Source organism: Streptomyces sp. NBC_00193 (genome assembly GCF_026342735.1).
Classification (GTDB): domain Bacteria; phylum Actinomycetota; class Actinomycetes; order Streptomycetales; family Streptomycetaceae; genus Streptomyces; species Streptomyces stoeckheimensis.
The window spans coordinates 4390638-4412746 of the sequence record NZ_JAPEMM010000001.1; the positions used below are offsets into that span (position 1 = coordinate 4390638).

The 22109-nt window shown below is 72.7% G+C and carries 19 protein-coding genes and 1 riboswitch; of the genes, 7 read left to right on the plus strand and 12 right to left on the minus strand.

From position 1 onward, the window contains the following. Positions 1–237: 237 nt before the first annotated feature. Both OG898_RS19525 and OG898_RS19530 read right to left on the minus strand, forming a co-directional pair. Positions 238–588, minus strand: coding sequence for a DUF6193 family natural product biosynthesis protein (locus OG898_RS19525; RefSeq protein WP_250745685.1), 351 nt, complete (start codon positions 586–588; stop codon positions 238–240). A gap of 154 nt (positions 589–742) precedes the next feature. Continuing rightward, positions 743–1987, minus strand: a complete 1245-nt coding sequence (locus tag OG898_RS19530; protein ID WP_250745684.1) for a cytochrome P450 — start codon at positions 1985–1987, stop codon at positions 743–745. 275 nt (positions 1988–2262) lie between these two features. Between OG898_RS19530 and OG898_RS19535 the strand changes: the two genes are divergently transcribed. Next, the gene (locus tag OG898_RS19535) at positions 2263–3432 is read left to right on the plus strand and encodes a steroid 3-ketoacyl-CoA thiolase (protein WP_266958299.1); all 1170 of its coding nucleotides are present in this window, start codon (positions 2263–2265) and stop codon (positions 3430–3432) included. Between the two features lie 121 nt (positions 3433–3553). Here OG898_RS19535 and OG898_RS19540 read toward each other — a convergent pair whose 3' ends face one another. From OG898_RS19540 to OG898_RS19575, 7 genes are all read right to left on the minus strand, one after another. Continuing rightward, entirely contained in the window at positions 3554–3958 is a 405-nt protein-coding gene (locus OG898_RS19540) for a transglycosylase SLT domain-containing protein (RefSeq protein ID WP_250745682.1), read from the minus strand. A 366-nt stretch (positions 3959–4324) separates the two neighbouring features. Continuing rightward, entirely contained in the window at positions 4325–5209 is an 885-nt protein-coding gene (locus OG898_RS19545; RefSeq protein ID WP_266958302.1) for an ECF transporter S component, read from the minus strand. Continuing rightward, the gene (locus OG898_RS19550; protein WP_266958304.1) at positions 5206–7224 is read right to left on the minus strand and encodes an ATP-binding cassette domain-containing protein; all 2019 of its coding nucleotides are present in this window, start codon (positions 7222–7224) and stop codon (positions 5206–5208) included. Before OG898_RS19550 ends, OG898_RS19545 begins: the two co-directional genes overlap by 4 nt. A gap of 9 nt (positions 7225–7233) precedes the next feature. Then, positions 7234–8364 carry an energy-coupling factor transporter transmembrane component T gene (locus OG898_RS19555; protein WP_250745679.1) on the minus strand — a complete coding sequence of 377 codons (1131 nt, stop codon included), beginning with the start codon at positions 8362–8364 and terminating at the stop codon, positions 7234–7236. Positions 8365–8615: 251 nt separating this feature from the next. After that, entirely contained in the window at positions 8616–9350 is a 735-nt protein-coding gene (locus tag OG898_RS19565; RefSeq protein WP_353963681.1) for an SCO2322 family protein, read from the minus strand. Further along, the gene (locus OG898_RS19570; RefSeq protein ID WP_250745677.1) at positions 9350–10615 is read right to left on the minus strand and encodes a prenyltransferase/squalene oxidase repeat-containing protein; all 1266 of its coding nucleotides are present in this window, start codon (positions 10613–10615) and stop codon (positions 9350–9352) included. The genes OG898_RS19565 and OG898_RS19570 overlap by 1 nt, the downstream gene beginning before the upstream one ends. Positions 10616–10757: 142 nt before the next feature. Continuing rightward, positions 10758–10838: riboswitch (cobalamin riboswitch) on the minus strand. A 79-nt stretch (positions 10839–10917) separates the two neighbouring features. Next, complete coding sequence (locus OG898_RS19575; protein ID WP_250745676.1) at positions 10918–12000, minus strand: MBL fold metallo-hydrolase; 1083 nt, start codon at positions 11998–12000, stop codon at positions 10918–10920. A gap of 180 nt (positions 12001–12180) precedes the next feature. Here OG898_RS19575 and OG898_RS19580 point away from each other — a divergent pair, with 180 nt between their 5' ends. From OG898_RS19580 to OG898_RS19590, 3 genes are all read left to right on the plus strand, one after another. Beyond that, a complete protein-coding gene (locus OG898_RS19580) occupies positions 12181–13659 on the plus strand; it encodes an aldehyde dehydrogenase (protein WP_266958307.1) in 1479 nt (492 codons plus the stop codon). Beyond that, complete coding sequence (locus tag OG898_RS19585) at positions 13659–13892, plus strand: ferredoxin (RefSeq protein WP_266958309.1); 234 nt, start codon at positions 13659–13661, stop codon at positions 13890–13892. The genes OG898_RS19580 and OG898_RS19585 overlap by 1 nt, the downstream gene beginning before the upstream one ends. 183 nt (positions 13893–14075) lie before the next feature. Further along, the gene (locus OG898_RS19590) at positions 14076–14450 is read left to right on the plus strand and encodes a VOC family protein (RefSeq protein ID WP_250745673.1); all 375 of its coding nucleotides are present in this window, start codon (positions 14076–14078) and stop codon (positions 14448–14450) included. A 31-nt stretch (positions 14451–14481) separates the two neighbouring features. Here the strand turns inward: OG898_RS19590 and OG898_RS19595 are convergent, their stop codons facing one another. After that, entirely contained in the window at positions 14482–15150 is a 669-nt protein-coding gene (locus tag OG898_RS19595) for a TetR family transcriptional regulator (protein WP_250745672.1), read from the minus strand. A 259-nt stretch (positions 15151–15409) separates the two neighbouring features. Here OG898_RS19595 and OG898_RS19600 point away from each other — a divergent pair, with 259 nt between their 5' ends. The 3 genes from OG898_RS19600 (at position 15410) to OG898_RS19610 (ending at position 18685) form a co-directional block, all read left to right on the plus strand. After that, on the plus strand, positions 15410–16780 hold the full coding sequence (locus OG898_RS19600; RefSeq protein ID WP_266958312.1) for a glycosyltransferase family 4 protein: 1371 nt from the start codon (positions 15410–15412) through the stop codon (positions 16778–16780). A gap of 61 nt (positions 16781–16841) precedes the next feature. Continuing rightward, complete coding sequence (locus OG898_RS19605) at positions 16842–17600, plus strand: class I SAM-dependent methyltransferase (protein WP_250745670.1); 759 nt, start codon at positions 16842–16844, stop codon at positions 17598–17600. Next, complete coding sequence (locus OG898_RS19610; RefSeq protein ID WP_266958315.1) at positions 17597–18685, plus strand: prenyltransferase; 1089 nt, start codon at positions 17597–17599, stop codon at positions 18683–18685. The genes OG898_RS19605 and OG898_RS19610 overlap by 4 nt, the downstream gene beginning before the upstream one ends. Before the next feature lie 243 nt (positions 18686–18928). On the opposite strand, the gene OG898_RS19615 is transcribed toward OG898_RS19610, so the two are convergent. Then, the gene (locus tag OG898_RS19615) at positions 18929–20692 is read right to left on the minus strand and encodes a hypothetical protein (protein ID WP_266958317.1); all 1764 of its coding nucleotides are present in this window, start codon (positions 20690–20692) and stop codon (positions 18929–18931) included. Then, the gene (locus OG898_RS19620; RefSeq protein ID WP_266958319.1) at positions 20692–22029 is read right to left on the minus strand and encodes a hypothetical protein; all 1338 of its coding nucleotides are present in this window, start codon (positions 22027–22029) and stop codon (positions 20692–20694) included. Before OG898_RS19620 ends, OG898_RS19615 begins: the two co-directional genes overlap by 1 nt. Between the last annotated feature and the right edge of the window lie 80 nt (positions 22030–22109).

The window sequence follows — 22109 nt, forward strand, 5'->3', positions numbered from 1 at the left end:
TGTCCCCTACCCGCCCTTCGCCCGTTCCCCGGGGCTGCGCCCCGGACCCCTTCGGGGCTGCGCCCCGGGCCCCCTTCGGGGCTGCGCCCCGGGCCCCCTTCGGGGCTGCGCCCCGGACCCCTTCCGGGCTGCGCCCCGGGCTCTGTCGGGTGCGGCGCCGTTGCCGGGGGCCAGCCCCCGGGCCCCCGCGCCTCAAACGCCGGCGGGGCTGGTTTTCGAGGCCGGTTTTCGGGTGGGCTATTCCGTCGGCAGGTTGGCCACGACCAGGGCTATTGCCGCGCTGGCCGTGTCGGCTTCGCCCAGGACGGTGGTTTGGCGGGGGCCTCGGACGCGGAAGCGGCCGTCGGGGAGGGGTTCCACGGCCGGGGCGGTCACGGCGAAGGGGTGGCCCGTGGAGGCGCTGAACCACAAGGTGAAGTGGCTGGTGTACGGGTAGAGCCGGCGGAGTTCCGGCTCCTCGCGGGCAGCCTTGATGAGGGCCAGGACGCCCTGGCTCATGGGCTCGGACCCGCCGCCGAGATCGACCATCCGCTGCCACGTCGTGGGCAGCCGCTGCCACCGTCTCGCGCTCGGGTCATCGAGGTTCATCCGGGCAGTCTGGGGTCCGGTCCGCCGCCAAGGCAATGATCCCGAAGGTGGCGGGATGGTAACGACCGGCGACTGGTAAGTAACAACCGGGGGAACCGAGGGACGGCAGGGGCCGGGCGTGGGAGGTGGAGCCCCTGCCGTCCTGGATCACGGGTCAGCCGTGGCTGACCCGGAGTTCCTTGATGCCGTTCAGCCAGGCCGCACGCAGCCGGCGCGGGCCCTCGCCGACGAGGCGCAGGTCGGGCAGGGCGTCGGCCAGGGCGTTGAACATCAGGTCGATCTCCATGATGGCCAGCGACTTGCCGAGGCAGAAGTGCGGGCCGCCGCCGCCGAAGCCCAGGTGGGGGTTGGGGTCGCGGGTGATGTCGAAGCGCTCGGGGTCGGTGAAGACCTCCGGGTCGTGGTTGGCGGAGGAGTAGAACATGCCGACCCGGTCGCCCGCCTTGATCTTCTGCCCGCCCAGTTCGGTGTCCTGGGTGGCGGTGCGCTGGAAGGACACCACCGGGGTGGCCCAGCGGACGATCTCCTCGGCGGCGGTCGAGGGCCGGGTGCGCTTGTAGAGCTCCCACTGCTCGGGGTGGGTCAGGAAGGCGTGCATGCCGTGGCTGATGGCGTTGCGGGTGGTCTCGTTGCCCGCGACCGCCAGGAGGAGGACGAAGAAGCCGAACTCGTCGGAGCCCAGGTTGCCCTGGCCCTCGGCCGCCACGAGCTGCGTGACGATGTCCTTGGCCGGACACTCCTTGCGGGCGGCGGACAGGTTCATCGCGTAGCCGATCAGCTCCGCCGCCGCGTTGCCGCCGACCTCGGCGGTGATCGCGTACTCCGGGTCGTCGTACGCGATCATCTTGTTCGACCAGTCGAAGATCCGGGACCGGTCCTCCTGCGGTACGCCGATCAGCTCGGCGATGGCCTGGAGCGGGAGTTCGCACGCCACTTGGGTGACGAAGTCGAAGCTGCCGTCGGCCGAGGCTTCGAGGGCTTCCGCGACGATCTTGCGGGCCCGGTCGCGCAGGGCGTCCTCCAGTCCGCGGATGGCCCGCGGGGTGAAGCCGCGCTGCACGATCTGGCGTACGCGGGTGTGTTCCGGCGGATCCATGTTCAACATGATCAGTCGCTGGGCATCTATCGCCTCGCGCTGGATGTGCTCGTTGAAGCGGATGATCGCCGTGTTCGTGGTGGAGGAGAACAACTCCGGGTGCGTGGAGATGTACTTGACGTCCGCGTGCCGGGTGACGGCCCAGTACCCCTCGTCGTCGAAGCCGGTGACGCCCCGCGGCTGCGGGCACCACCACACGGGTGCGGTCTGCCGCAACTGCGCGAACTCGGGGTAGGGGACCCGGTCTTGGAGAACGTCCGGGTCGGTGGCGTCGAAGCCTTCGGGCAGCGCGGGGCAGGTCATCGGGCGACTCCAAAGTCTGACGGCCCATCAGAAGTTGGCTTGAAGGTAGTAACGAGTTCTAGAAGTGACAAGGGGCCCCGCGCCAACTGTTGCGTGTGGAATCCGTGTAAGCCGCGTGCAAGACCCTTGCGTACCGGGTGTTCTGGTCATAAGACTGCGGGGAGAACTAGAACGCGTACTAGTTCGGGTGGGGCGCCGGGACGGCCCGCCCGTCAGCTGAGGCGCGCTAGCCGATGCGCGCTGTGCGCTACGCAGGAGCAGGAGAGGACGAGCTCATGGCCGCGGAACCCGTCATCGTCGAAGCCGTACGCACCCCGATCGGCAAGCGCGGGGGCGCGCTCGCCAATCTTCACCCCGCCTACCTCCTCGGCGAGACCTACCGCGAGCTCCTCGCCCGCACCGGAATCCAGCCCGACTGCGTGGAGCAGATCGTCGGCGGCACCGTCACCCACGCCGGCGAGCAGTCGATGAACCCGGCCCGCAACGCCTGGCTGGCCATGGGCCTCCCGTACGAGACCGCCGCGACCACCGTGGACTGTCAGTGCGGCAGCTCCCAGCAGGCCAACCACATGGTCGCCAACATGATCTCCGGCGGTGTCATGGACATCGGCATCGCCTGCGGGGTCGAGGCCATGACCCGCGTCCCGCTCGGCTCCGGCTCCAAGCACGGCCCGGGCAAGCCCTTCCCGGACGAGTGGAACGTCGACCTCCCGAACCAGTTCGAGGCCGCCGAGCGCATCGCGCGGCGCCGGGGCCTGACCCGCGAGGACGTGGACCGCCTCGGCGTCCTGTCCCAGGAGCGGGCCGCCGCCGCGTGGGCCGAGGAGCGGTTCAAGCGGGAGACCTTCGCCGTGCAGGTGCCCACCACGGAGGCCGAGCAGGCTGCCGGCCAGGGCATGTGGCGGCTGGTCGACCGGGACGAGGGCCTGCGCGACACCTCCATGGAGGGCCTCGCCCGGCTCAAGCCGGTCATGCCGACCGCCGTGCACACCGCCGGGAACTCCTCGCAGATATCCGACGGCGCCGCCGCGGTGATGTGGGCCTCGCGCAAGATGGCCCGCGCGCTCAAGCTGCGGCCGCGCGCCCGGATCGTCGCCCAGACGCTGGTCGGCTCCGACCCGCACTTCCACCTGGACGGGCCGATCGATGCCACCCGGGCCGTGCTGGGCAAGGCCGGCATGTCCCTCAAAGACATCGACCTCGTCGAGATCAACGAGGCCTTCGCCTCCGTCGTCCTCAGCTGGGCCCAGGTCTTCGACCAGGACCTGGAGAAGGTCAACGTCAACGGCGGCGGCATCGCGATCGGCCACCCCGTCGGCGCGACCGGCGCCCGCCTGATCACCACCGCCCTGCACGAGCTGGAGCGCCGGGACAAGGAGTTCGCGCTGATCACCATGTGCGCGGGCGGCGCGCAGGCGACGGGCACCATCATCCAGCGGCTGTAGCACCTGCTGCGCCGCCTTTGAACCCTGTGGGATGGGATCGCAAAGGCCCCGGTGGCCGGACCTGGGGAGGTCGGCTGCCGGGGCCTTCGCATGTGCTGTTTCGTCTGGTGCCGCTGGTGGTTTAGTACCAGTGGTGGGTCTGCCAGAAGCTCCAGGCGCCCGCGGGGCTGCCGTAGCGGGAGTTCATGTAGTCCAGGCCCCACTTGATCTGGGTGGCCGGGTTGGTCTTCCAGTCCGAGCCCGCCGAGGCCATCTTCGAGGCCGGCAGGGCCTGGACCAGGCCGTACGCGCCGGAAGCGGAGTTCGTGGCGGTGTGGTTCCAGCCGGACTCGCGGGACACGATGTTGTTGAACGCCGCGAACTGCGCCGGGTCCTTGATCATCTGCTGGGCGATCGCCTTGGCACTCATCGGGGCGGCCTGCGCGGGAACCGCGGCCAGCATGGAACCGGCAACGCCCAGGGCGAGGACGGTACCCGCGAGGGTCTTCTTCGAAGCGGCGATGCGGCGGATGACGGCGTTGGACACGGACGGACCTTTCGACGGGGACAGGGGCAGTCGCAGGCATGCCGGAGGCGTGCGTGAGCCACTCACGCGAAGGAGAGGGGTTCGTCGGCGGGAGCAGGAGAACCGCGGGGTCCGGGGGTGAGCCCGGTCGGTCTCCGTCCGCCTTGCGACTCATCCAGTTCTACGGGGGTCCGGGGTGTCTGGCAACGACCCCTCTTACTAGTGGTCCTCGCAGCCGGGGCGTATCGGCCCCCCTGGGGGCGGGTTGGTATCGGTGCAGGTGGGGGGTGGTGCGAGGGGGCGGGTCAGGGCCGTTCAAGGACTACTATCCCGCCTCGTATGTGACCAAGGTCCTGTGGGGCGGGTCACCGCCGGGAGCCCCGAATCTCACCGTGCGTGGTGGGTCGTGTCCCTTTCGGGGGAAGGCGGGCGGGGCGGTTCGGTCCCGGGATCGAAGGTGACGGGGGCGTCGAACGCCGCTTTTCGAGTGGCCCGCCGCAAAGCCTTCAGCAGGGTCGCGCCGAGCGTGAGGGTCAGTACGACGGTCAGCGCGGCCCGGCCCAGGTCCCAGCCCAGCGAGGTCGCCAGGTAGTACGCGACGAAGCGGGCGAGGTTCGCCGGGAGCGGTTCCCCGGCTTGGAAGGAGATCCCCTGCTCCATGCCCGGAATGATCGGCCAGCCCTGCAGGTTCATGACGAAGCCGTACGCGAACGAGCCGAGGAACCCGTACAGCGCGAGCATCGCCAGCTCGGCCCGCCCCCGGATCCGGTCCGGACCCGGCAGCAGTCCGGCCCCCAGCGAGAACCAGCCCATGGCCAGCATCTGGAACGGCATCCACGGCCCGACACCGCCCGTGAGCAGGGCCGACGCGAACATCGTGACCCCGCCCAGGACGAAGCCGAAGCCCGGGCCGAGGACCCGGCCGCTCAGCACCAGCAGGAAGAACATGGGCTCCAGGCCGCCCGTACCGGCGCCCAGCGGGCGCAGGGCGGCCCCGACCGCGGCCAGTACGCCGAGCATGGCGACGGCCTTGGCGTCCATGCCGTCGTCGGCGATGGTCGCGACGACCACGCCGACGAGGAGCGGGAGCAGGGCGGCGAAGAGCCAGGGGGCGTCCTGGGAGTGCGCGAAGCCGGACTGGCGGTCGGCGAGGAGCGGCCAGCCGAAGGCGCCGATGCCGATGAGGGTGATGAGGACCAGGGCGGCGGCGGCGCGGGGGCCGATGCGGAGGGGGCGCGAACGGGGGGTGGCCGCGTCGCCGCGGGTGCTCATGAGCCGGCTCCGGCGGAGAGGGCCGCCTGGACCTGGGAGACCGTGAGCCAGTGGCCCGGGGCCAGGATCTTGGCCACCTGCGGAGCGAACGCCGGGGAGGAGACGACGACCTCGGCGGTCGGGCCGTCCGCGACGATCTCGCCGCCGGCCAGGATCACCACGCGGTGGGCCAGCTCGGCGGCGAGCTCCACGTCGTGGGTGGCCAGGACGATGGCGTGGCCGTCGGCGGCGAGCCCGCGCAGGATCTCCACCAGGCGGGCCTTGGCGGCGTAGTCCAGCCCGCGGGTCGGCTCGTCGAGGAGCAGCAGGGCCGGGCGGCCGGTCAGGACCAGCGCCAGGGCGAGGGCCAGGCGCTGGCCCTCGGAGAGGTCGCGGGGGTGGGTGTCGTCGGGGACGTCGGGCAGGAGCGCGGCGACGAGGGCACGGCAGGTGCCGGGCGGCTGGCCGGCGTCGTGGTCGGCGGCGGTGCACTCGGCGGCGACGGTGTCGGCGTAGAGGAGGTCGCGGGGTTCCTGGGGGACCAGGCCGACGCGGGTCACCATCTCGGCGGGCGGCGTGAGGTGGGGGGTGCGGCCGGTGACCGTCACCTGGCCGGTGGTGGGCTCCAGCGTGCCGATGAGGGTGGCGAGGAGGGTGGACTTTCCGGCGCCGTTGCGGCCCATCAGGGCGATGGTCTCGCCCTGCGACACGGTGAGGTTGATGTCTCGGAGGACTTCGGCGCGGCCGCGGCGGAGGGATACGGCCTTGACCGTGGCCGGGGGCTCGCCGATCGACTGGGTCGGCGGGGTCGACTGGGTCGGCTGGGTCGGCCGGGTCGGCTGGGGGGTGGGGCGGCCCCGGCGGCGCAGCCGGGCGAGCAGGCCGGGGCGGTGCGTGGGGGCGGGGCCGGTGCGGGGGCCCTGCGGGCGGCCGTCCCCTACCCGCCCTTCGCCCGTTCCCCGGGGCTCCGCCCCGGACCCCTTGCGGGGCTGCGCCCCGGACCCCGCCGGAGGCTGGGCCCCGGCACCGGCATGGGGCTGCGCCCCGGCACCCGCCGGGTCTGCTTCGGCGTGGACCGGAGGGTGCGCCCCTGCACCGGCCTGGGGCTCCGCCCCGGACCCCTTGCGGGGCTGCGCCCCGGACCCCGCCGGAGGCTGGGCCCCGGCACCGGCCTGGGGCTGCGCCCCCGCGCCCGCCCGGGCTTCCGCCCCCGCGCCTGCCTGGGTCAGGCGGGTGAGGAGGGGGGTTGCTCGGCGGCGGGCGTCGCGGATGGAGAGGGGGAGGGGGGACCAGTTCGCCAGGCGGCCCAGGGCTACCACCGGGGGGTGGACCGGGGAGATGGCCATGATGGCTGAGGGGGTGTCCAGGACGGCGGGTGCGCCCGGGGAGGGGAGGAGGAGGACCCGGTCGGCGTACTGGACGACCCGCTCCAGGCGGTGCTCCGCCATCAGGACGGTCGTGCCCAGGTCGTGGACCAGGCGTTGCAGGACGGCCAGGACCTCCTCCGCCGCCGCGGGGTCGAGGGCCGAGGTCGGCTCGTCCAGGACCAGGACCTTCGGGTGCGGGGTCAGGACCGAACCGATCGCCACCCGCTGCTGCTGGCCTCCGGACAGGGTGGCGATGGGGCGGTCGCGCAGGTCGTTGAGGCCGAGGAGGTCGAGGGTTTCCTCGACGCGGCGGCGCATGACCGAGGGTGGGAGGCCGAGGGATTCCATGCCGTAGGCGAGCTCGTCCTCGACGACGTCCGTCACGAAGTGGGCCAGGGGGTCCTGGCCCACCGTGCCGACCACGTCCGCGAGTTCCCGCGGCTCGTGCGTGCGGGTGTCCCGGCCGGCGACCGTGACCCGGCCCTTGAGGGTGCCCCCGGTGAAGTGCGGGACCAGGCCCGAGACCGCCCCGAGGAGGGTGGACTTGCCGACGCCGGAGGGGCCGACCAGGAGGGTCAGCTCACCCTCCGGGAGCGTGAAGTCGGCGTGGGCGAGGGAGGGGGCGGCCGCGCCCTCGTACGTCACCGATACGTCTTCGAAGTGGATCACGGGGGCTGCTTACGCCTCCTGAGAGGGGAGCGAAGAGGGGAGCGAAGGGGGGAGCGGGGCCACCAGGGCCGGGAGGAGGCCGATCAGGATCGCCGCCGCCGGCCAGAGCGGGAGGGTGGGGGCGACGAGGGGGACGACGCCGGGGCGCAGGGCCTCCGGGTCCACGGACACGGCCCGGATCAGCAGCGCCGCGACCGCCGCGCCCGACCCGGCGACCAGCCAGGCCCGTACGCCCCACCGGTCCGGCCGGTACCGGGTCCGGATCGACCGGCGGCCGCCGAGGCGCAGCCCGGCCAGGGCCAGGAGGAGGGAGATGAGGAGGAGGGCCAGGCCGTACTCCGCGCCTTCCGCCGCCAGCAGGCCGTACGTCCCCGCGCAGATGCCGAGCAGCCCGCCGAGGGTGAGCACGTTGGTGGTGTGCCGGACGGCGGCGGGAACGCGTGCCGTGCGGCCGTAGCCGCGGGCGTCCATCGAGGCGGCGATGGCCACGGAACGTTCCAGCGCGCCCTCCAGGACCGGCAGCCCGATCTGGAGGACGGCCCGGACCCCGCCCGTGGGACGGCCGCGCAGCCGGCGGGCCGTACGCAGGCGGACCACGTCCGCGACCATGTTCGGCGCGAAGGTCATCGCGACGACCACGGCGACGCCGACCTCGTACAGGGCCGCGGGCAGCGACTTCAGCAGCCGCGCCGGGTTCGCGAGGGCATTGGCGGCGCCGACGCAGATGAGGAGCGTGGCCAGCTTCGCGCCCTCGTAGAAGGCGAAGACGAGCTGCTCGGCGGTGACCCGGCCACCGAACCGGATGCCCTGCGCCCAGGCCGGGAGCGGGACCTCGGGGAGGGTGAAGAGGGTGTGCACGCCGGGGATGGGGGAGCCGAGGAGCATGGAGAAGACGAGGCGCAGGCCGATGACGAAGAGGCCGAGCTTCACGAACGCCCCGTAGGAACGCGCCCAGGGCGCGTCCGTACGGCGGGCCGCGACCACGTACCCGGCGACGCCGACGATCAGGCCGAGGAGGAGGGGGTTGGTGGTGCGGGAGGCGGCGGTCGCCAGCCCGAGGGCCCACAGCCACCAGGCACCCGCGTGCAGGGCGTTGCCACGCGTGGCCTCGGGTGCACGCCATTTTTTGTACGTCGGCACGCGCGGGCTCCCGGTTGCCCGGTCGGCGCCCTGCCCGGGCGGGGTCGGGACGCCGCGTGCGGGGCCGTGGTCGGCGCCGTGGGTGCGGGGGGTGCGGGGGGTGCGTGCGGCGCCGTCGTGGGTGCGCCCGGCCTGCGGCCGGGCGGGGTTCCCACCCGCACCACCCGTGCGGGTCGAGGGGCGGGTGCCGGTGGCCCTCGTGGGTGGCTGAGCACCGTCGGCGCCCGTCCCGCCGCTCCCGCCCACCACCGTCATCGCGCGCGGCGCCGGCGGGACTGCCAGAGTGTGGCCGCGCCCAGGGCGGCCACCGCTGCGATGCCCGCGAGGAGGCCCGCCGACGGGCCGCCGCCCTCGGAGCCGGCGGCGGCGTCCGCGGCGGGCTCGGCCGGGGCGGCGGCCGTGGGCGTGGCGGTGTCCGCGATGGGCTCGCCGCAGCCCTGCTTCGGGTAGCCCGAGATCGCGCACAGCAGTGCCGCGCTGTTGTAGCGCAGCGGCTTGGCCACCTCCGCCAGCGCCTCGGCCGTCGTGGCGTCCGGGCCGACCTGCGCGCACGCCGTGCGCGGAGCGTCCTGCGGCGGGGTTTCGCCCGCCTGGGCTTCGGCGGGCGTGCCGAAGTCGATGACGAGCGCGATCCGCTTCTTGCCCGCCGCCGGGGCGGTGGCCGAGCAGATGGCCGCGAAGTCGGGAGCCGTGCGCGGCGGGGCGGCCTGATCGGCCGCGTCCTTGCTGACCACGAAGTGGAAGCCCTGCACGGAGCCGTCCGCCGGACGCAGCGAGGAGGGGCCCTGGGCGGCGTACGCCCAGGTGCCGCCCGCCCCGTCCCAGAACGACCAGTAGCGGTAGGTCGAAGCCAGGGCGGGGGACGCGGCGAGCAGGGTCACGGCCAGGGCCAGGACGATGCCGATGACGCCGGCGACGGGGGCCGGCAGGGCCGGACGGACCGGGCGGGCCGGACGGGCCGGACGGGCCGGGCGGGGGCTGCGCATCAGAGCTGGTTCTTCTTCCGGCGGCCGCTCAGCACGATGCCGATGCCCATGCCGGCCGCCGCGCCCGCGAGGATCATCCACCAGACGTTGCCGCCGCCGGAGTCCTCGTCCTTCTTGTCGTCCTTCTTCTCCGCCGGCTGCTCCGACGCCTTCGCGGACGCGTTCTGCGGGGCCGGGCCCGTCGCGTTCAGCGCGGCCACCAGGTCGGTGCCGCCGAAGGACTTCGGGTCGGTGCCCGTCGCGTGCGCGGCCAGGATCAGGGTGCCGAGGCCGGCCGGGTTGCCCTTGGACCACTCGGCGGAGTTGGTCTTCAGCCACTCCAGGGCGCCCGCCGCGGACTGCTTGTGCCCGGCCGCGGCCAGGGCGATCACCGCGTCGGCGGTGTTGCCGGTGTCCGGGGTCGGCTGGTCGGCGCCCGGGGTGAGGGCGGTGAGGTGACCGTCCTTCTTCAGGGCCTGGGCCAGGTATCCGGCCGCGCCCTGGGCCGCCGCCGCCGGGTCACCGGCGGTCGCCGGGCAGGCGAGCGCCGCCGCGGGGGTGTCCGTAGGGGAGGCGGAAGGGGAGACGAGTGCGCCCTGGCCGAGGCCGGCCAGTACGGCGGCGGCCGTCGCGTCGGCGTTGGCGGGCAGCTTGCCGTCGGCCGTCGCCTGGTAGGCGAAGGCACCCCGGTCGGCGGCCGGCTCGGACGAGCAGCCGAGCTGGAAGGCGAGGAGCCCCTCGTACGCGGACTTGCCGGCCTTCGACTTGACCTCGGCCGGCTTCTCGCCCGCCGCCGCCAGCGCGCTGATCACCACGGCGGTGGAGCTGGCCTCGCTCGGGGAGCCGGGGACGTAGGCCCAGCCGCCGTCCGCGTTCTGGACGGACTTCAGCCAGTCCGCGCCCTTCTTCACCGCCGCGTCCTGACCGCCGAGCGCCTTCAGCGCCTGCACGGCCACCGCGGTGGCGTTCGTGTCGAGCATCAGCTTCGCGTCGCACGCGGCTGCCGTGTCCGCGCGGAAGGAGGCGAAGCCGCCGTCGGCGCACTGCTGGCCGACGAGCCAGTCCACGGCCTGCTGCGCGGGCTTCAGGCCCACCGTGTGCTGGGCGAGCAGTGCGAAGGACTGCCGCCACACCCCGTCGTACGTCGGATCGTTCTTGCCGAAGAGCCCGGAGGGGACGACGGGTGCCGGGGACGGCGTGGCGACATCGGCGAGGGCCGCGGGGGCCGAGCCCACGCAGAGCACGGCGGAGACGGCGAGCGTGGCGGCGCTGCGGCGGACGTTCATGCGGGGCGGGTGCCTCTCGTGCTGGGGAACCGGGAGGCAGGCAGCACAGCGAGGGAGGCTGGTACCGGGCTCCGGCTCCGTTTACCTCGACGGTGCCGGCCGCCGGAGGACCCGGCGGCACGAGCCGCGCACCTCCGGCACGGGGCAATCCGGCTCCCCGCCCCCGATGCTGCCGGGGCGGGTCACGGTTGCGGGTCAGCGCCGGATTCGCACCGGCTTCCCCCCGTACGGAAGTGTGGACGACGCCCATACTCTACCGGCCCGTAGCTCCGGTGCCGGGTGGCGCCGCCCACCCGCGCCCCTTACACGGCGCGGTACGTCACGGGGTCGCTGCCCGGCACCGCCTCCGCGCGGCCCTGCTTCACCAGGCGCCGCAGGTGGGCTTCCGCTTCGGAGACGGCGATGTTGCGGGAGCCGTACGGGATCTGCTCCCAGGGCCGGTTCCACTCCATCCGCTCCGCCAGCGCCCACGGGGTCAGCGGCTCGGCGGCGAGCAGGTCCCGCAGCCCGGTCAGCCGCTCCTCGTGGTGGTCCAGCAGTTCCCGTACGCGGCCCTGCGCGTCGGTGAAGGCGTACTGGTGGGCCGGGAGCACCTCGGCGGGCTGGAGGCGGCCGATGCGTTCGAGGGAGTCGAGGTAGTCGCCGAGGGGGTCGGTGACCCGCTCGGAGGAGGGGTCCTCGTAGAGGCCGATGTGGGGGGAGATCCCGGGCAGCAGGTGGTCCCCGGAGAAGAGGCGGCCGTTGCCGGGCAGGTTCCGCGGATGCTTCTCCTCCAGGTGCAGGCAGACGTGGCCGGGGGTGTGCCCGGGGGTCCAGATCGCCCGGAGCCGGCGGCCGGCCAGCGGCAGCAGCTCGGCGGGCACGATCTCCCGGTCGGGGACGGCGGCGCGCAGGCCGGGCAGGGTGCTCATGCGGCCGCTCGCGCGGGCGGCGCGCAGCGGGGCGATGTGCTCCTCGGGGGCTCCGGCGGTGGCCAGCTTCTCGCTCATGTAGTCGAACCAGACGCCGGGTTCGGAGGCCCGGGTCCGTACGACGACCTCGGTGTCGGCGGCGTGCATGGCGATCCAGGCGCCGGAGGCCTCGCGGACCCGGCCGGACAGGCCGTGGTGGTCGGGGTGGTGGTGGGTGATGACCACGCCGTGCACGTCGGCGACGGCGATGGAGAGGGCGCCGAGGCCCGCGACGAGGGTGTCCCAGGACTCGGGGTCGTCCCAGCCGGTGTCGATGAGGACCGGGCCGCGGTCGGTGTCGAGGACGTGGACGAGGGTGTGGCCGAGCGGGTTGTCGGGGATGGGGACCTTGATGCCCCACACGCCGCCGCCGTGATCGGTGACCTGGGGGGTCGGGGTGCCCTGTGTCGTGTCCTCTGCCTTGAAGGGCTCCACTCTGGCTCCACTCTCACGAGAACGTGTTGCATTAGTAGCCCAAGTCGACCATCTTCGGGGCGATCTGACTAGTCGTTGGATCTTCGATGTGTTGTACGAGGCGGTTCGGTCAGCTCCGTGGACTCCTAGAACTAGAACTGGTATCAGTTCTGGAACGCCAAGCCGCAGGAGGCATCAGCCATGACCGAGCTCGTGGAACACGGAAAACTGTTCATCGGCGGTGAGTGGACGGATCCGCTGGGCACCGACACGATCAAGGTCGTCTCGCCCCACACCGGGCAGGTCATCGGCAGCGTCCCGCACGCCTCGAAGGCCGACGTGGACCGGGCCGTCGCCGTGGCCCGCAAGGCCTTCGACGAGGGCCCCTGGCCGCGCACCACGCTCGAGGAGCGGATCGCGGTGGTGACCCGGATCAAGGACGCCATAGCCGTCCGGCACGAGGAGATCGCCCGCTCGATCAGCTCCCAGAACGGGTCCCCGTACTCCTGGAGCATCCTCGCCCAGGCCCTCGGCCCGATGATGGTCTACGACGCCGCGATCACCGTGGCGCGCGACTACCCGTACGAGGAGTACCGCCAGGGCGTCCTCGGCCCGATCCTCGTCCGGCGCGAGGCCGTCGGCGTGGTCGCCGCCGTCATCCCGTGGAACGTCCCGCAGTTCGTGGCCGCCGCCAAGCTGGCGCCCGCGCTGCTCACCGGCTGCACGGTGATCCTCAAGCCGTCCCCCGAGGCGGTCCTCGACTCCTACATCCTCGCCGACATCGCCCGCGAGGCCGGGCTGCCCGAGGGCGTGCTGTCGATCCTGCCCGCCGACCGCGAGGTCAGCGAGTACCTCGTCGGCCACCCGGACGTGGACAAGGTCGCCTTCACCGGCTCCGTCCCCGCCGGCCGGCGGGTCATGGAGGTCGCCTCCAAGAACCTCACCCGCGTGACCCTCGAACTCGGCGGCAAGTCCGCGGCCGTCATCCTCCCCGACGCCGACCTCGACACCGCCATCGCCGGCATCGTCCCCGCGGCCTGGATGAACAACGGCCAGGCCTGCGTGGCACAGACCCGCGTCCTCGCCCCGCGCAGCCGCTACGAGGAGATCGCCGAAGCGCTCGCCGCCGCGGCCTCGGCGCTGGTCGTCGGAGACCCGATGGACCCCGCCACGCAGCTCGGCCCGCTGGTGGCCAGGCGGCAGCAGCAGCGCTCGCTCGACTACATCCGGATCGGCCAGGAGGAGGGCGCCAAGGTCCTGTCCGGCGGCGGGCGTCCGGCCGGCTCGGACCTGGACCAGGGCTGGTACGTGGAGCCGACCCTCTTCGGAGACGTCGACAACTCGATGCGGATCGCCCGCGAGGAGATCTTCGGCCCGGTCGTCTGCCTGATCCCGTACGGGGACGAGGCGGAGGCCGTACGGGTCGCCAACGACTCGGAGTTCGGGCTCAGCGGCAGCGTCTGGACCGGCGACGTGGAGCACGGCATCGACTTCGCGCGGCAGGTGCGGACCGGCACCTTCAACGTGAACACCTTCAGCCTGGACATGCTCGGGCCGTTCGGCGGCTACAAGAACAGCGGCGTCGGGCGGGAGTTCGGCCCGGAGGGGCTGAGCGAGTACCTGGAGCACAAGATGATCCACCTCCCGGCAGGGTACGTACCCCCCGCGGCCGGTGCGTGATGGGTGACCGCTGGCACGTCGAGGTGGACCGCGGCGTCTGCATCGGCTCGGGGATGTGCGTGAACCACGCCCCGGACGGCTTCGCCCTCGACTCGGCGCGGCAGTCGCATCCGCGGGCGGCGGAGACGGACGCGAGCGAGCCGGTGCTCGCGGCGGCGGAGGGCTGCCCGGTCGAAGCGATCGCCATCACCCTCCTGGGCAGCGGCGAGGCGGTGTTCCCCCCGGAGGAGTGAGCCGGCCGGACCGGCGTCGGGGCCGGGGCCGGGAGCGTGATGCCCGGCCCCGGCCCCGGCCCCGCGTGTGGTGCCGCTCCCGGGACCGACCCGGACCCCTTCGTGGCCGTCGTGCTTGCTCCTCGCGCAGGCGGGTACGAGCAGGTACGTACGGGAGTGCCTCGTGGTGGAGGAGGGGCGGAAGTGATTCGCAAGCTGCAGGCCGTCGCGTTGGACTGCGCGGATCCGGTGCGTCTGGCGCGGTTCTACGCCGATCTGCTCGGCGGCAGGATCGTCGTGGATGCCGAGGACTCCGGCTGGGTCGAGGTGCACGGCTTCGAGGGGATCCCGATCGCCTGTCAGCGGGTGGACGGCTACCGGCCGCCCGAATGGCCCGGCCAGGAGCGTCCGCAGCAGCTCCACCTCGACTTCGACGTGGACGACCTCGACGGTGAGGAGGCGCGGGCGCTCGCCCTCGGGGCGACCCTGCTGGAGCGGACGGACCAGCTCCGTCCGGAGGCCAACTGGCGCATCTACGCGGACCCGGCGGGGCATCCCTTCTGCCTCTGCGTGCACTGAGCCCGCAGGTCCTCCCGGGCGAACAGCCAGATCAGGACTTTTTCGGGGGCTGCGGAGCGGGCTCGGCCGGGGGCTGCGGGGCCGTGAGGTCGATCAGGCGGCAGACCGTCTCGATGTCGATCTTCACCTGGGCGATCGAGGCGCGGCCCGACAGCCAGGTGATCAGGGCCGAGTGCCAGGTGTGCTCGATGACGCGGACCGCCGACAGCTGTTCCGCCGTCGGCGGGGCCTCCAGGCCCATCGCGTCCAGGATGATCGCCGTCGTGAGGCGGGACACCGTGTCCACCTCCGGGCTCACGCTGCGGTCCGCGAAGGTGAGGGCACGGACCATCGCGTCCGCCAGGTGCGGCTCCCGCTGGAGCGCGCGGAAGGCGCGCATCAGGGTCTCCGCGACGCGGGCCGCGGGCTCGTCCCCGGCCGGCGGGCGCTTGCGCAGCGTTCCGTGCATGTGCTGGAGCTGGTCCTGCATGGTCGCGACGAGCAGGTGCACCTTGGAGGGGAAGTACCGGTAGAGGGTGCCCAGGGCCACGCTGGAGGACTCCGCCACCTCCCGCATCTGCACCGCGTCGAAGCCGCCCCGGCTGGCCAGCTGGGCGCTGGCGTGCAGGATCCGCCTGCGGCGTGCCTCCTGGCGCTCCGTCAGGGGCGGAGACGCCGGTGTGGTGACGGCTGGGGTCACGGCCTTCGCTTCCGCTGTCATCTGTCCCGTTCCGGTTCCGAGGCGTTCCAGTTCCAAGGCGTTCATGTCTGTGCCGGGGCGGCCGCGGGAGTTGCCCCGGGCCGTCGCGCGCCCAGCATGGCAGGCGCCCGATCCGTGGCGCGAATCACCTGCCACCCCTCTTACGGTGTGGTTTCCGGCCGGTAGATTCAATGCTCTTCAGCGGATCAAGTCTGAAACTTGTTCTACATTATCCGAGCGGTTACGCTCCGGCGAAAGTGCAGGGAGAAGGGGGCCGAGAGTGACCGCAGAGGCCATGGTGACGAGCCCTCTCACGGGTTCGGCCGCCGACGACAGCCGCCCGTTGCGGATCGCACTCCTCACCTATAAGGGGAACCCGTTCTGCGGTGGCCAGGGCGTCTACGTCCGCCACCTCGCGCGCGAGCTCGTGAAGCTGGGCCACTCCGTCGAGGTCATCGGCGCGCAGCCCTACCCGGTGCTCGACACCGACGCCCTCACCGGCGCCGGCGCCACCCTCACCGAGCTGCCCAGCCTGGACCTCTACCGCAGCCCCGACCCGTTCCGCACCCCCAAGCGTGACGAGTACCGCGACTGGATCGACGCCGTCGAGGTCGCCACCATGTGGACCGGCGGGTTCCCCGAGCCGCTGACCTTCTCGCTGCGAGCGCGCAGGCATCTGGCGGCGCGGGCGGGCGAGTTCGACGTCATCCACGACAACCAGACCCTCGGCTACGGACTGTTGGCCGACCTCGGCGCCCCGCTGGTCACCACCATCCACCACCCCATCACCGTCGACCGCAAGCTGGACCTGGCCGCCGCGAAGGACCGCAGGAAGCGGGCCTCCGTACGGCGTTGGTACGGGTTCACGCGCATGCAGGGCCGCGTCGCCCGGCGGCTGGCCTCCGTGCTCACCGTCTCCGGCTCCTCCAAGAAGGAGATCGCCGAGCACCTCGGCGTCCGGGACGAGCGCATCCACGTCGTCCACATCGGCGCCGACACCGACCTCTGGTCGCCCGACGCCTCCGTGGCCGAGGTGCCCGGGCGGATCGTGACCACGTCCAGCGCCGACGTCCCGCTCAAGGGGCTCGTGCACCTCGTCGAGGCGCTCGCGAAGCTCCGTACCGAACAGCCCGACGCCCACCTCGTCGTCGTCGGCAAGCGCGCCGAACAGGGCCCCGTGGCCCGGGCGATCGAGACGTACGGACTCCAGGACGCCGTCCGCTTCGTCAAGGGCGTCACCGACACCGAGCTCGTCGACCTGGTCCGCAGCGCCCAGATCGCCTGCGTGCCCTCCCTCTACGAGGGCTTCTCGCTCCCGGCGGCCGAGGCCATGGCCACCGGCACCCCGCTGGTCGCCACCACCGGCGGCGCGATTCCCGAGGTCACCGGCCCCGACGGCGAGTCCTGTCTCGCCGTGCCGCCCGGCGACGCGGGCGCGCTGGCCGCCGCGCTGGGCCGGCTGCTGGGCGACCCCGAACTGCGCACCCGGCTCGGCGCCGCCGGCCGCGAGCGGGTGCTGTCCCGCTTCACCTGGGCCAAGGCCGCCGAGGGCACCGTCGTCCACTACCGCGCCGCCATCGAGCGGGCGGCAGCGGCGGGCGCGAAGGCCCCGACGACCCCGACGGCCCCGAAGGCCGCAACGACCCGGTGACCTCCACCTTCCGTCCGATGCAGTTCCCCTCCCCACCCCGCGACCGCGAAGGCAGGACCACGTGCTGACCGTCGATTTCTCCCGGTTCCCGCTCGCCGCAGGCGACCGCGTACTCGATCTGGGCTGCGGCGCAGGCCGGCACGCCTTCGAGTGCTACCGGCGAGGCGCCCAGGTGGTCGCCCTCGACCGCAACGGCGAGGAGATCCGCGAGGTCGCCAAGTGGTTCGCCGCGATGAAGGAGGCCGGCGAGGCCCCGGCCGGCGCCACCGCCACCGCGATGGAGGGCGACGCCCTCGCGCTGCCCTTCCCCGACGAGTCCTTCGACGTCGTCATCATCTCCGAGGTGATGGAGCACATCCCCGACGACAAGGGCGTCCTCGCCGAGATGGTCCGCGTCCTGAAGCCCGGCGGACGCATCGCCATCACCGTGCCCCGCTACGGCCCCGAGAAGGTCTGCTGGGCGCTCTCCGACGCCTACCACGAGGTCGAGGGCGGCCACATCCGCATCTACAAGGCGGAGGAGCTGCTCGGCAAGATGGAGTCCGCGGGCCTCAAGCCGTACGGCACCCACCACGCGCACGGCCTGCACTCGCCCTACTGGTGGCTCAAGTGCGCCTTCGGCGTCGACAACGACAAGGCGCTGCCCGTCAAGGCGTACCACAAGCTCCTGGTCTGGGACATCATGAAGAAGCCGCTGGTCACGCGGCTCGCGGAGCAGGCCCTGAACCCGGTCATAGGCAAGAGCTTCGTCGCCTACGCCACCAAGCCGCACCTCCCCGTGGACGCGGCCGCGGCCGAGCCCGTGGGCGCGGCGCAGTGAGCTCTCCCGGGCGCACCGCACCCGAACACCTGGTCCTGGACGGCGTACTGACGGCCGATCAGGCCGCCGCCACCGTCGCCGGGATCCTCGCCGCGCAGCGCGCCGACGGGGCCATACCCTGGTTCCGCGGGCACCACCTCGACCCGTGGGACCACACCGAGGCCGCGATGGCCCTCGACGCGGCCGGCGAGCACGAGGCCGCCGAGCGGGCCTACGACTGGCTGGTGCGCCACCAGAACGACGACGGCTCCTGGTACGCGGCCTACGCCGACCGCGAGGACGGGGTCGACACCCGCGAGCCGCAGGACGCGAGCCGGGAGACCAACTTCGTCGCGTACCTCGCCGTCGGCGTCTGGCACCACCACCTGTCCACCGGGGACGACGCCTTCCTCGACCGGATGTGGCCCGCCGTGTACGCGGCCGTCGAGTTCGTGCTGCGGCTCCAGCAGCCGGGCGGCGAGATCGGCTGGAAGCGCGAACCGTCCGGAGAGGCCGTCGCGGACGCCCTGCTCACCGGGTCCTCCTCCATCCACCAGGCGCTGCGCTGCGCGCTGGCCATCGCCGAGTACCGGGGCGATCCGCAGCCGGACTGGGAACTGGCCGCGGGAGCCCTCGGGCACGCGATACGCCGGCACCCGGAGCGGTTCCTCGACAAGTCCCGCTACTCCATGGACTGGTACTACCCGGTCCTCGGCGGGGCGCTGACCGGCGCGGAGGCCAAGGCCCGCATCGAGGAGCGGTGGGAGGAGTTCGTCGTCCCCGACCTCGGCGTGCGGTGCGTGCTGCCGAACCCCTGGGTGACCGGCGGGGAGTCCTGCGAACTGGCGCTCGCGCTGTGGGCGACGGGGGAGTCCGACCGGGCCCTGGAGATCCTGCGCTCGATCGGCCACCTGCGTGCCGACAACGGCATGTACTGGACCGGGTACGTCTTCGACGACCGTCAGGTCTGGCCCGTGGAACAGACCACCTGGACGGCGGGCTCGCTGCTCCTCGCGGTGGCCGCCCTGGGCGGCGACGAGGCCACCGGCACGGTCTTCGGCGGCCTGACGCTGCCGACCGGCCTGGAACCGGACTGCTGCGCCTAGCCACCGCCCGGGCCCGTGGGCACGGGTACGTGACCTCCTGAGCGCGGCTCAGGAGGTCACGGCGGTGGTGCGGCCCGCCTAGGCCGTCTCTTTCGGATCTTGCCGGGCCCGCGACGCCTGGCACCGCGCCTGGCCGCACTGCCGGGGCAACCGAGTACGTCCAGTACGCGCGTGCCCCGACAGCACGGCCAGGCACGGCACCAGACGCCGAGGGCTCGGCCGACAAGATCCGAAAGAGACGGCCTAGACCACGTCGACCTCGTCCTCGCGCCCGATGGAGGCGTAGTACGGGGCGGTGGCGTCGACGTAGCGGATCTGCCAGACGCCGTCACGGCGGGCGGTGACCTTGGTGCTGAACGAGCCGTTGGCGGCGGTCGTCGCGCTGCCCTCGTAGGTCCAGGCGGAACCTTCCGCGGAGGCCTTGAAGTAGACGCGGACCTTCTGGCCGGCGACCGGCAGCCAGGCGGTACCGGCCTTTACCTGGAGGTATCCGCTGGCGGTGATCTGGGTCCCGGCGCGGATGCCCTCGGGGGCCAGGTTGTCGCGGACGATCTGGGTCGACCTGCGGGTGAGCCGGGCCATCCGGGCGGTGGGGCCGATGTCGGTGGCACCCGCGTAGCGCACGCGGACGTAGTGGCCGTCCTGCTCGGGCGTGTGCATCAGCTGCTGGCTGAAGGTCGTCCCGAAGGCGGTCGTGAAGGTCTTCACGGTCTTCCACCCGGTCTTGCCGTCCGCGGAGATCTGCACGTCGACCGCGGCCTTGGCCCCGGCGGCCGCCGATCCCTGCCGGACCGCCAGCTGGCCGGCGACGGTGATCGTCCGGTTCTTGTCCGAGGTCACGGTGAACGGGGAGAAGGCGGTGGTGTGTGTGGCGTCCACGGCCAGGCTTGCGAAGGTGTCGCCGCTGAACCAGCCGCCGTTTTCGTACGCGCTCAGCGACACGCGTGCGGATCCGTCCCGCACGACGGGGTAGGACAGGTCGGCGATCCCGTTGGCGTCGGTGCCGTCGTAGCCCACGTCGCAGCGGTCTCGCCTGCACCCCTCGTCGATCAGGTGCACCCCCACGTTCGTCAGCGGCCGGGCGGTGCCGTCGGCGGCGGTCCAGGTCAGGGCCGCCTGCACGGGCACCTTGCTGCCGTAACGCCCGGTGATCCCTCCGGTGGGCTGCCGGATGGCGACCTTGAGGGGCGTCGCACGCACCTGGAGGGCCATGGTGCGCTGTGCCGAGTAGTTGGGGCCGCCCGATTCGGTGTTGAAGCGGGCTTCGAGGGCGGGGCTCGATTCGCCGCCCTCGAACGTGAAGAGGGACGCGAAGCGGCCCGCACCGTCGGTGGTCAGGCGCTCCGGCCCGCGGCTGCCCCCGCCGGTCTGGCGGACCAGTTCCACCGGGGCGTCCGCCAGCGGCTTCACCTCGTGGGTCCGGGGGTGCTCGGCCACCAGCGTGCCGGAGGCCTTCCCGGTGCGCCGCTCGTAGGAGAGCACCGGGATGCTGGACGTCAGGGCGGTGAACCGGGGCTTGTCCGCGTAGGCGAAGGACCGTCCGGCATAGCGGTGCTCCGCCTCGTCCTCGCGACCCTTGTGGACGACGACGTCGAGGTCGTACATGCCCATGTCGTCGAGGACGAACGGGGCGGACGTGGTCCGCACGTACACGCAGTAGTGCTCATCATTGCCCACGCACTCCCAGTCGCCGAACCCGCCGACCTCGGCCACGGCCTTGTCGCCGTCCTTGGGCCGGATCCGGACCGCCGTGTCCCCTCCGGGTGCCGTGTCGGCGGTGAGCTTCACGCGGAACTCGTCGCCGGTCCGGACCACCGTGGCCCGGGGCACGGAGTCGATGTCGTCGGCCTGCGCCACCGACCCGAACCCGAGGCCGGAGGCGGCCGTGGTGACGGCCAGGGCGATGCCGAGCGAGGAGATCATCTTGTTCAACTGTCCCCCAGGAGACGGCTTGTGCGTGCGCTGACGGTCCGGAGCGGGCGGCGCCGCCTGCGACTGCGCGGGCATCAGGGGTTCACCACGGTGAAGTTGGGGCTGGTGACGGGTTCGAGTCCCTTGGCGCCCTCGAAGAGGACGCGCCAGGAGCCGCCCTCGGGGTAGGCGCCGGGCCGCAGCGTGCGGAGGATCGAGCCGGTGCGCCGGAGGTAGGTGCTCCGGTACGTCTTCCAGCCGGTCTTGCCGTCGGCCGAGTGCTGGATGCGGTAGAGGTCCTGCTCGATGTTGGTGCCCTCTCCGAGCCGCTTGGTGCCCTTGAAGGTCAGACTGCCCGACGCGTCCTTGATCGCCTTCAGGCCCGCGAAGGCCACGGTCCGGTCGACCTTCACGGTGACGGAGGCCTTGGACGTGCCGTCGAGCAGCGCCCCGGGATAGTTGGTCACCGACAGCACGGTGTCTCCGTGCATGGTGTACCGGTCCCAGGTGAAGGTATGGCCCCAGCTCGTGAGCTTTCCGCACCTCGAGCCCCAGGTGTTCCATTCCTCGCAGATGTCCCCCTGGCTGGTGACGTCGGCGTCCGGGAGGGGGTGCAGTTCGCCATCCGCGCCCTGGTAGAGGACCCTGCCCGCGATCCGGAAGCTGCTTTCGTATCCCGGGGACACCGAGGACGGGGTGTCCAGGGCTATGACGACCTTGCGCTTCTCGACGGGGAGTTCCGTCGTGAGCGTGGCGGCGCCCTCGGCTTCGACGGCCACGGCCGAGCTGCTGTTCTTCGCGGTGTAGGTGATCGAGGCGGAGAACGTGCCGTCGCCACCGGCACGGGTCGACCGGTAAATCTCCTGGTTGGCCGAGCCGGAGAACTTGAGCAACACCGGGCGGCCCTGGAGCGGCGTCTCGACGCGGGTCCGCGGATCGCGCAGGACCAGCTTGCCGGTGACGGTCGCCGTCGGCTTCTCCAGGGAGACCGGCTCGCTCAGCGGGTTCAGGGCGATCACGGGGTGCGGCAGGTAGCGCAGTTCGCCGCTGTCGGCGCAGCGGACGGTCTTGCCCGCGGCGTCGGTGTACCGGACGTCGAGGGCGTAGCGGCCCAGTGCCGCGAGTGCGGGCAGCGCGGCGGAGCGGTGGCGCACGCCGAAGGCGGGGTAGCCGGGCCGCACCGAGGACTCGAAGCCCCCCGCGGTGGCGAGCACCTTCGTGGTGCCCGGCTCGCGCACGTCCACCTTGAGGTTCTTGAGCGCGCCGACGGCGTCGACCTGCACCTTGGCCGCATCGGCCGGATCGGCCGAGGCGACCGTGTCACAGGCGTCGGCCGTGGCGGCGAGGCTGCCCGGCGCGACCGCGACCATGGTCGCGGCGATGCCGAAAGCGGCAACGAGAGCCGTTGCCGTACGAGTTGTCCTGGCGGACATCGGTGGATGCCCTCCCGTCTCATGGTGGTCCGAGGGCAGGGCCGTATCGGCCCTGCCCGGTGTCAAGTTCCCTCTTTGCT

Bases quoted from the DNA above. Each gene is read 5' to 3' on its own strand.
- OG898_RS19525 (WP_250745685.1), bottom strand. From the start codon at position 588: ATGAACCTCGATGACCCGAGCGCGAGACGGTGGCAGCGGCTGCCCACG.
- OG898_RS19530 (WP_250745684.1), bottom strand. From the start codon at position 1,987: ATGACCTGCCCCGCGCTGCCCGAAGGCTTCGACGCCACCGACCCGGAC.
- OG898_RS19535 (WP_266958299.1), top strand. From the start codon at position 2,263: ATGGCCGCGGAACCCGTCATCGTCGAAGCCGTACGCACCCCGATCGGC.
- OG898_RS19545 (WP_266958302.1), bottom strand. From the start codon at position 5,209: ATGAGCACCCGCGGCGACGCGGCCACCCCCCGTTCGCGCCCCCTCCGC.
- OG898_RS19565 (WP_353963681.1), bottom strand. From the start codon at position 9,350: ATGCGCAGCCCCCGCCCGGCCCGTCCGGCCCGTCCGGCCCGCCCGGTC.
- OG898_RS19570 (WP_250745677.1), bottom strand. From the start codon at position 10,615: ATGAACGTCCGCCGCAGCGCCGCCACGCTCGCCGTCTCCGCCGTGCTC.
- OG898_RS19580 (WP_266958307.1), top strand. From the start codon at position 12,181: ATGACCGAGCTCGTGGAACACGGAAAACTGTTCATCGGCGGTGAGTGG.
- OG898_RS19585 (WP_266958309.1), top strand. From the start codon at position 13,659: ATGGGTGACCGCTGGCACGTCGAGGTGGACCGCGGCGTCTGCATCGGC.
- OG898_RS19595 (WP_250745672.1), bottom strand. From the start codon at position 15,150: ATGACAGCGGAAGCGAAGGCCGTGACCCCAGCCGTCACCACACCGGCG.
- OG898_RS19615 (WP_266958317.1), bottom strand. From the start codon at position 20,692: ATGCCCGCGCAGTCGCAGGCGGCGCCGCCCGCTCCGGACCGTCAGCGC.
- OG898_RS19620 (WP_266958319.1), bottom strand. From the start codon at position 22,029: ATGTCCGCCAGGACAACTCGTACGGCAACGGCTCTCGTTGCCGCTTTC.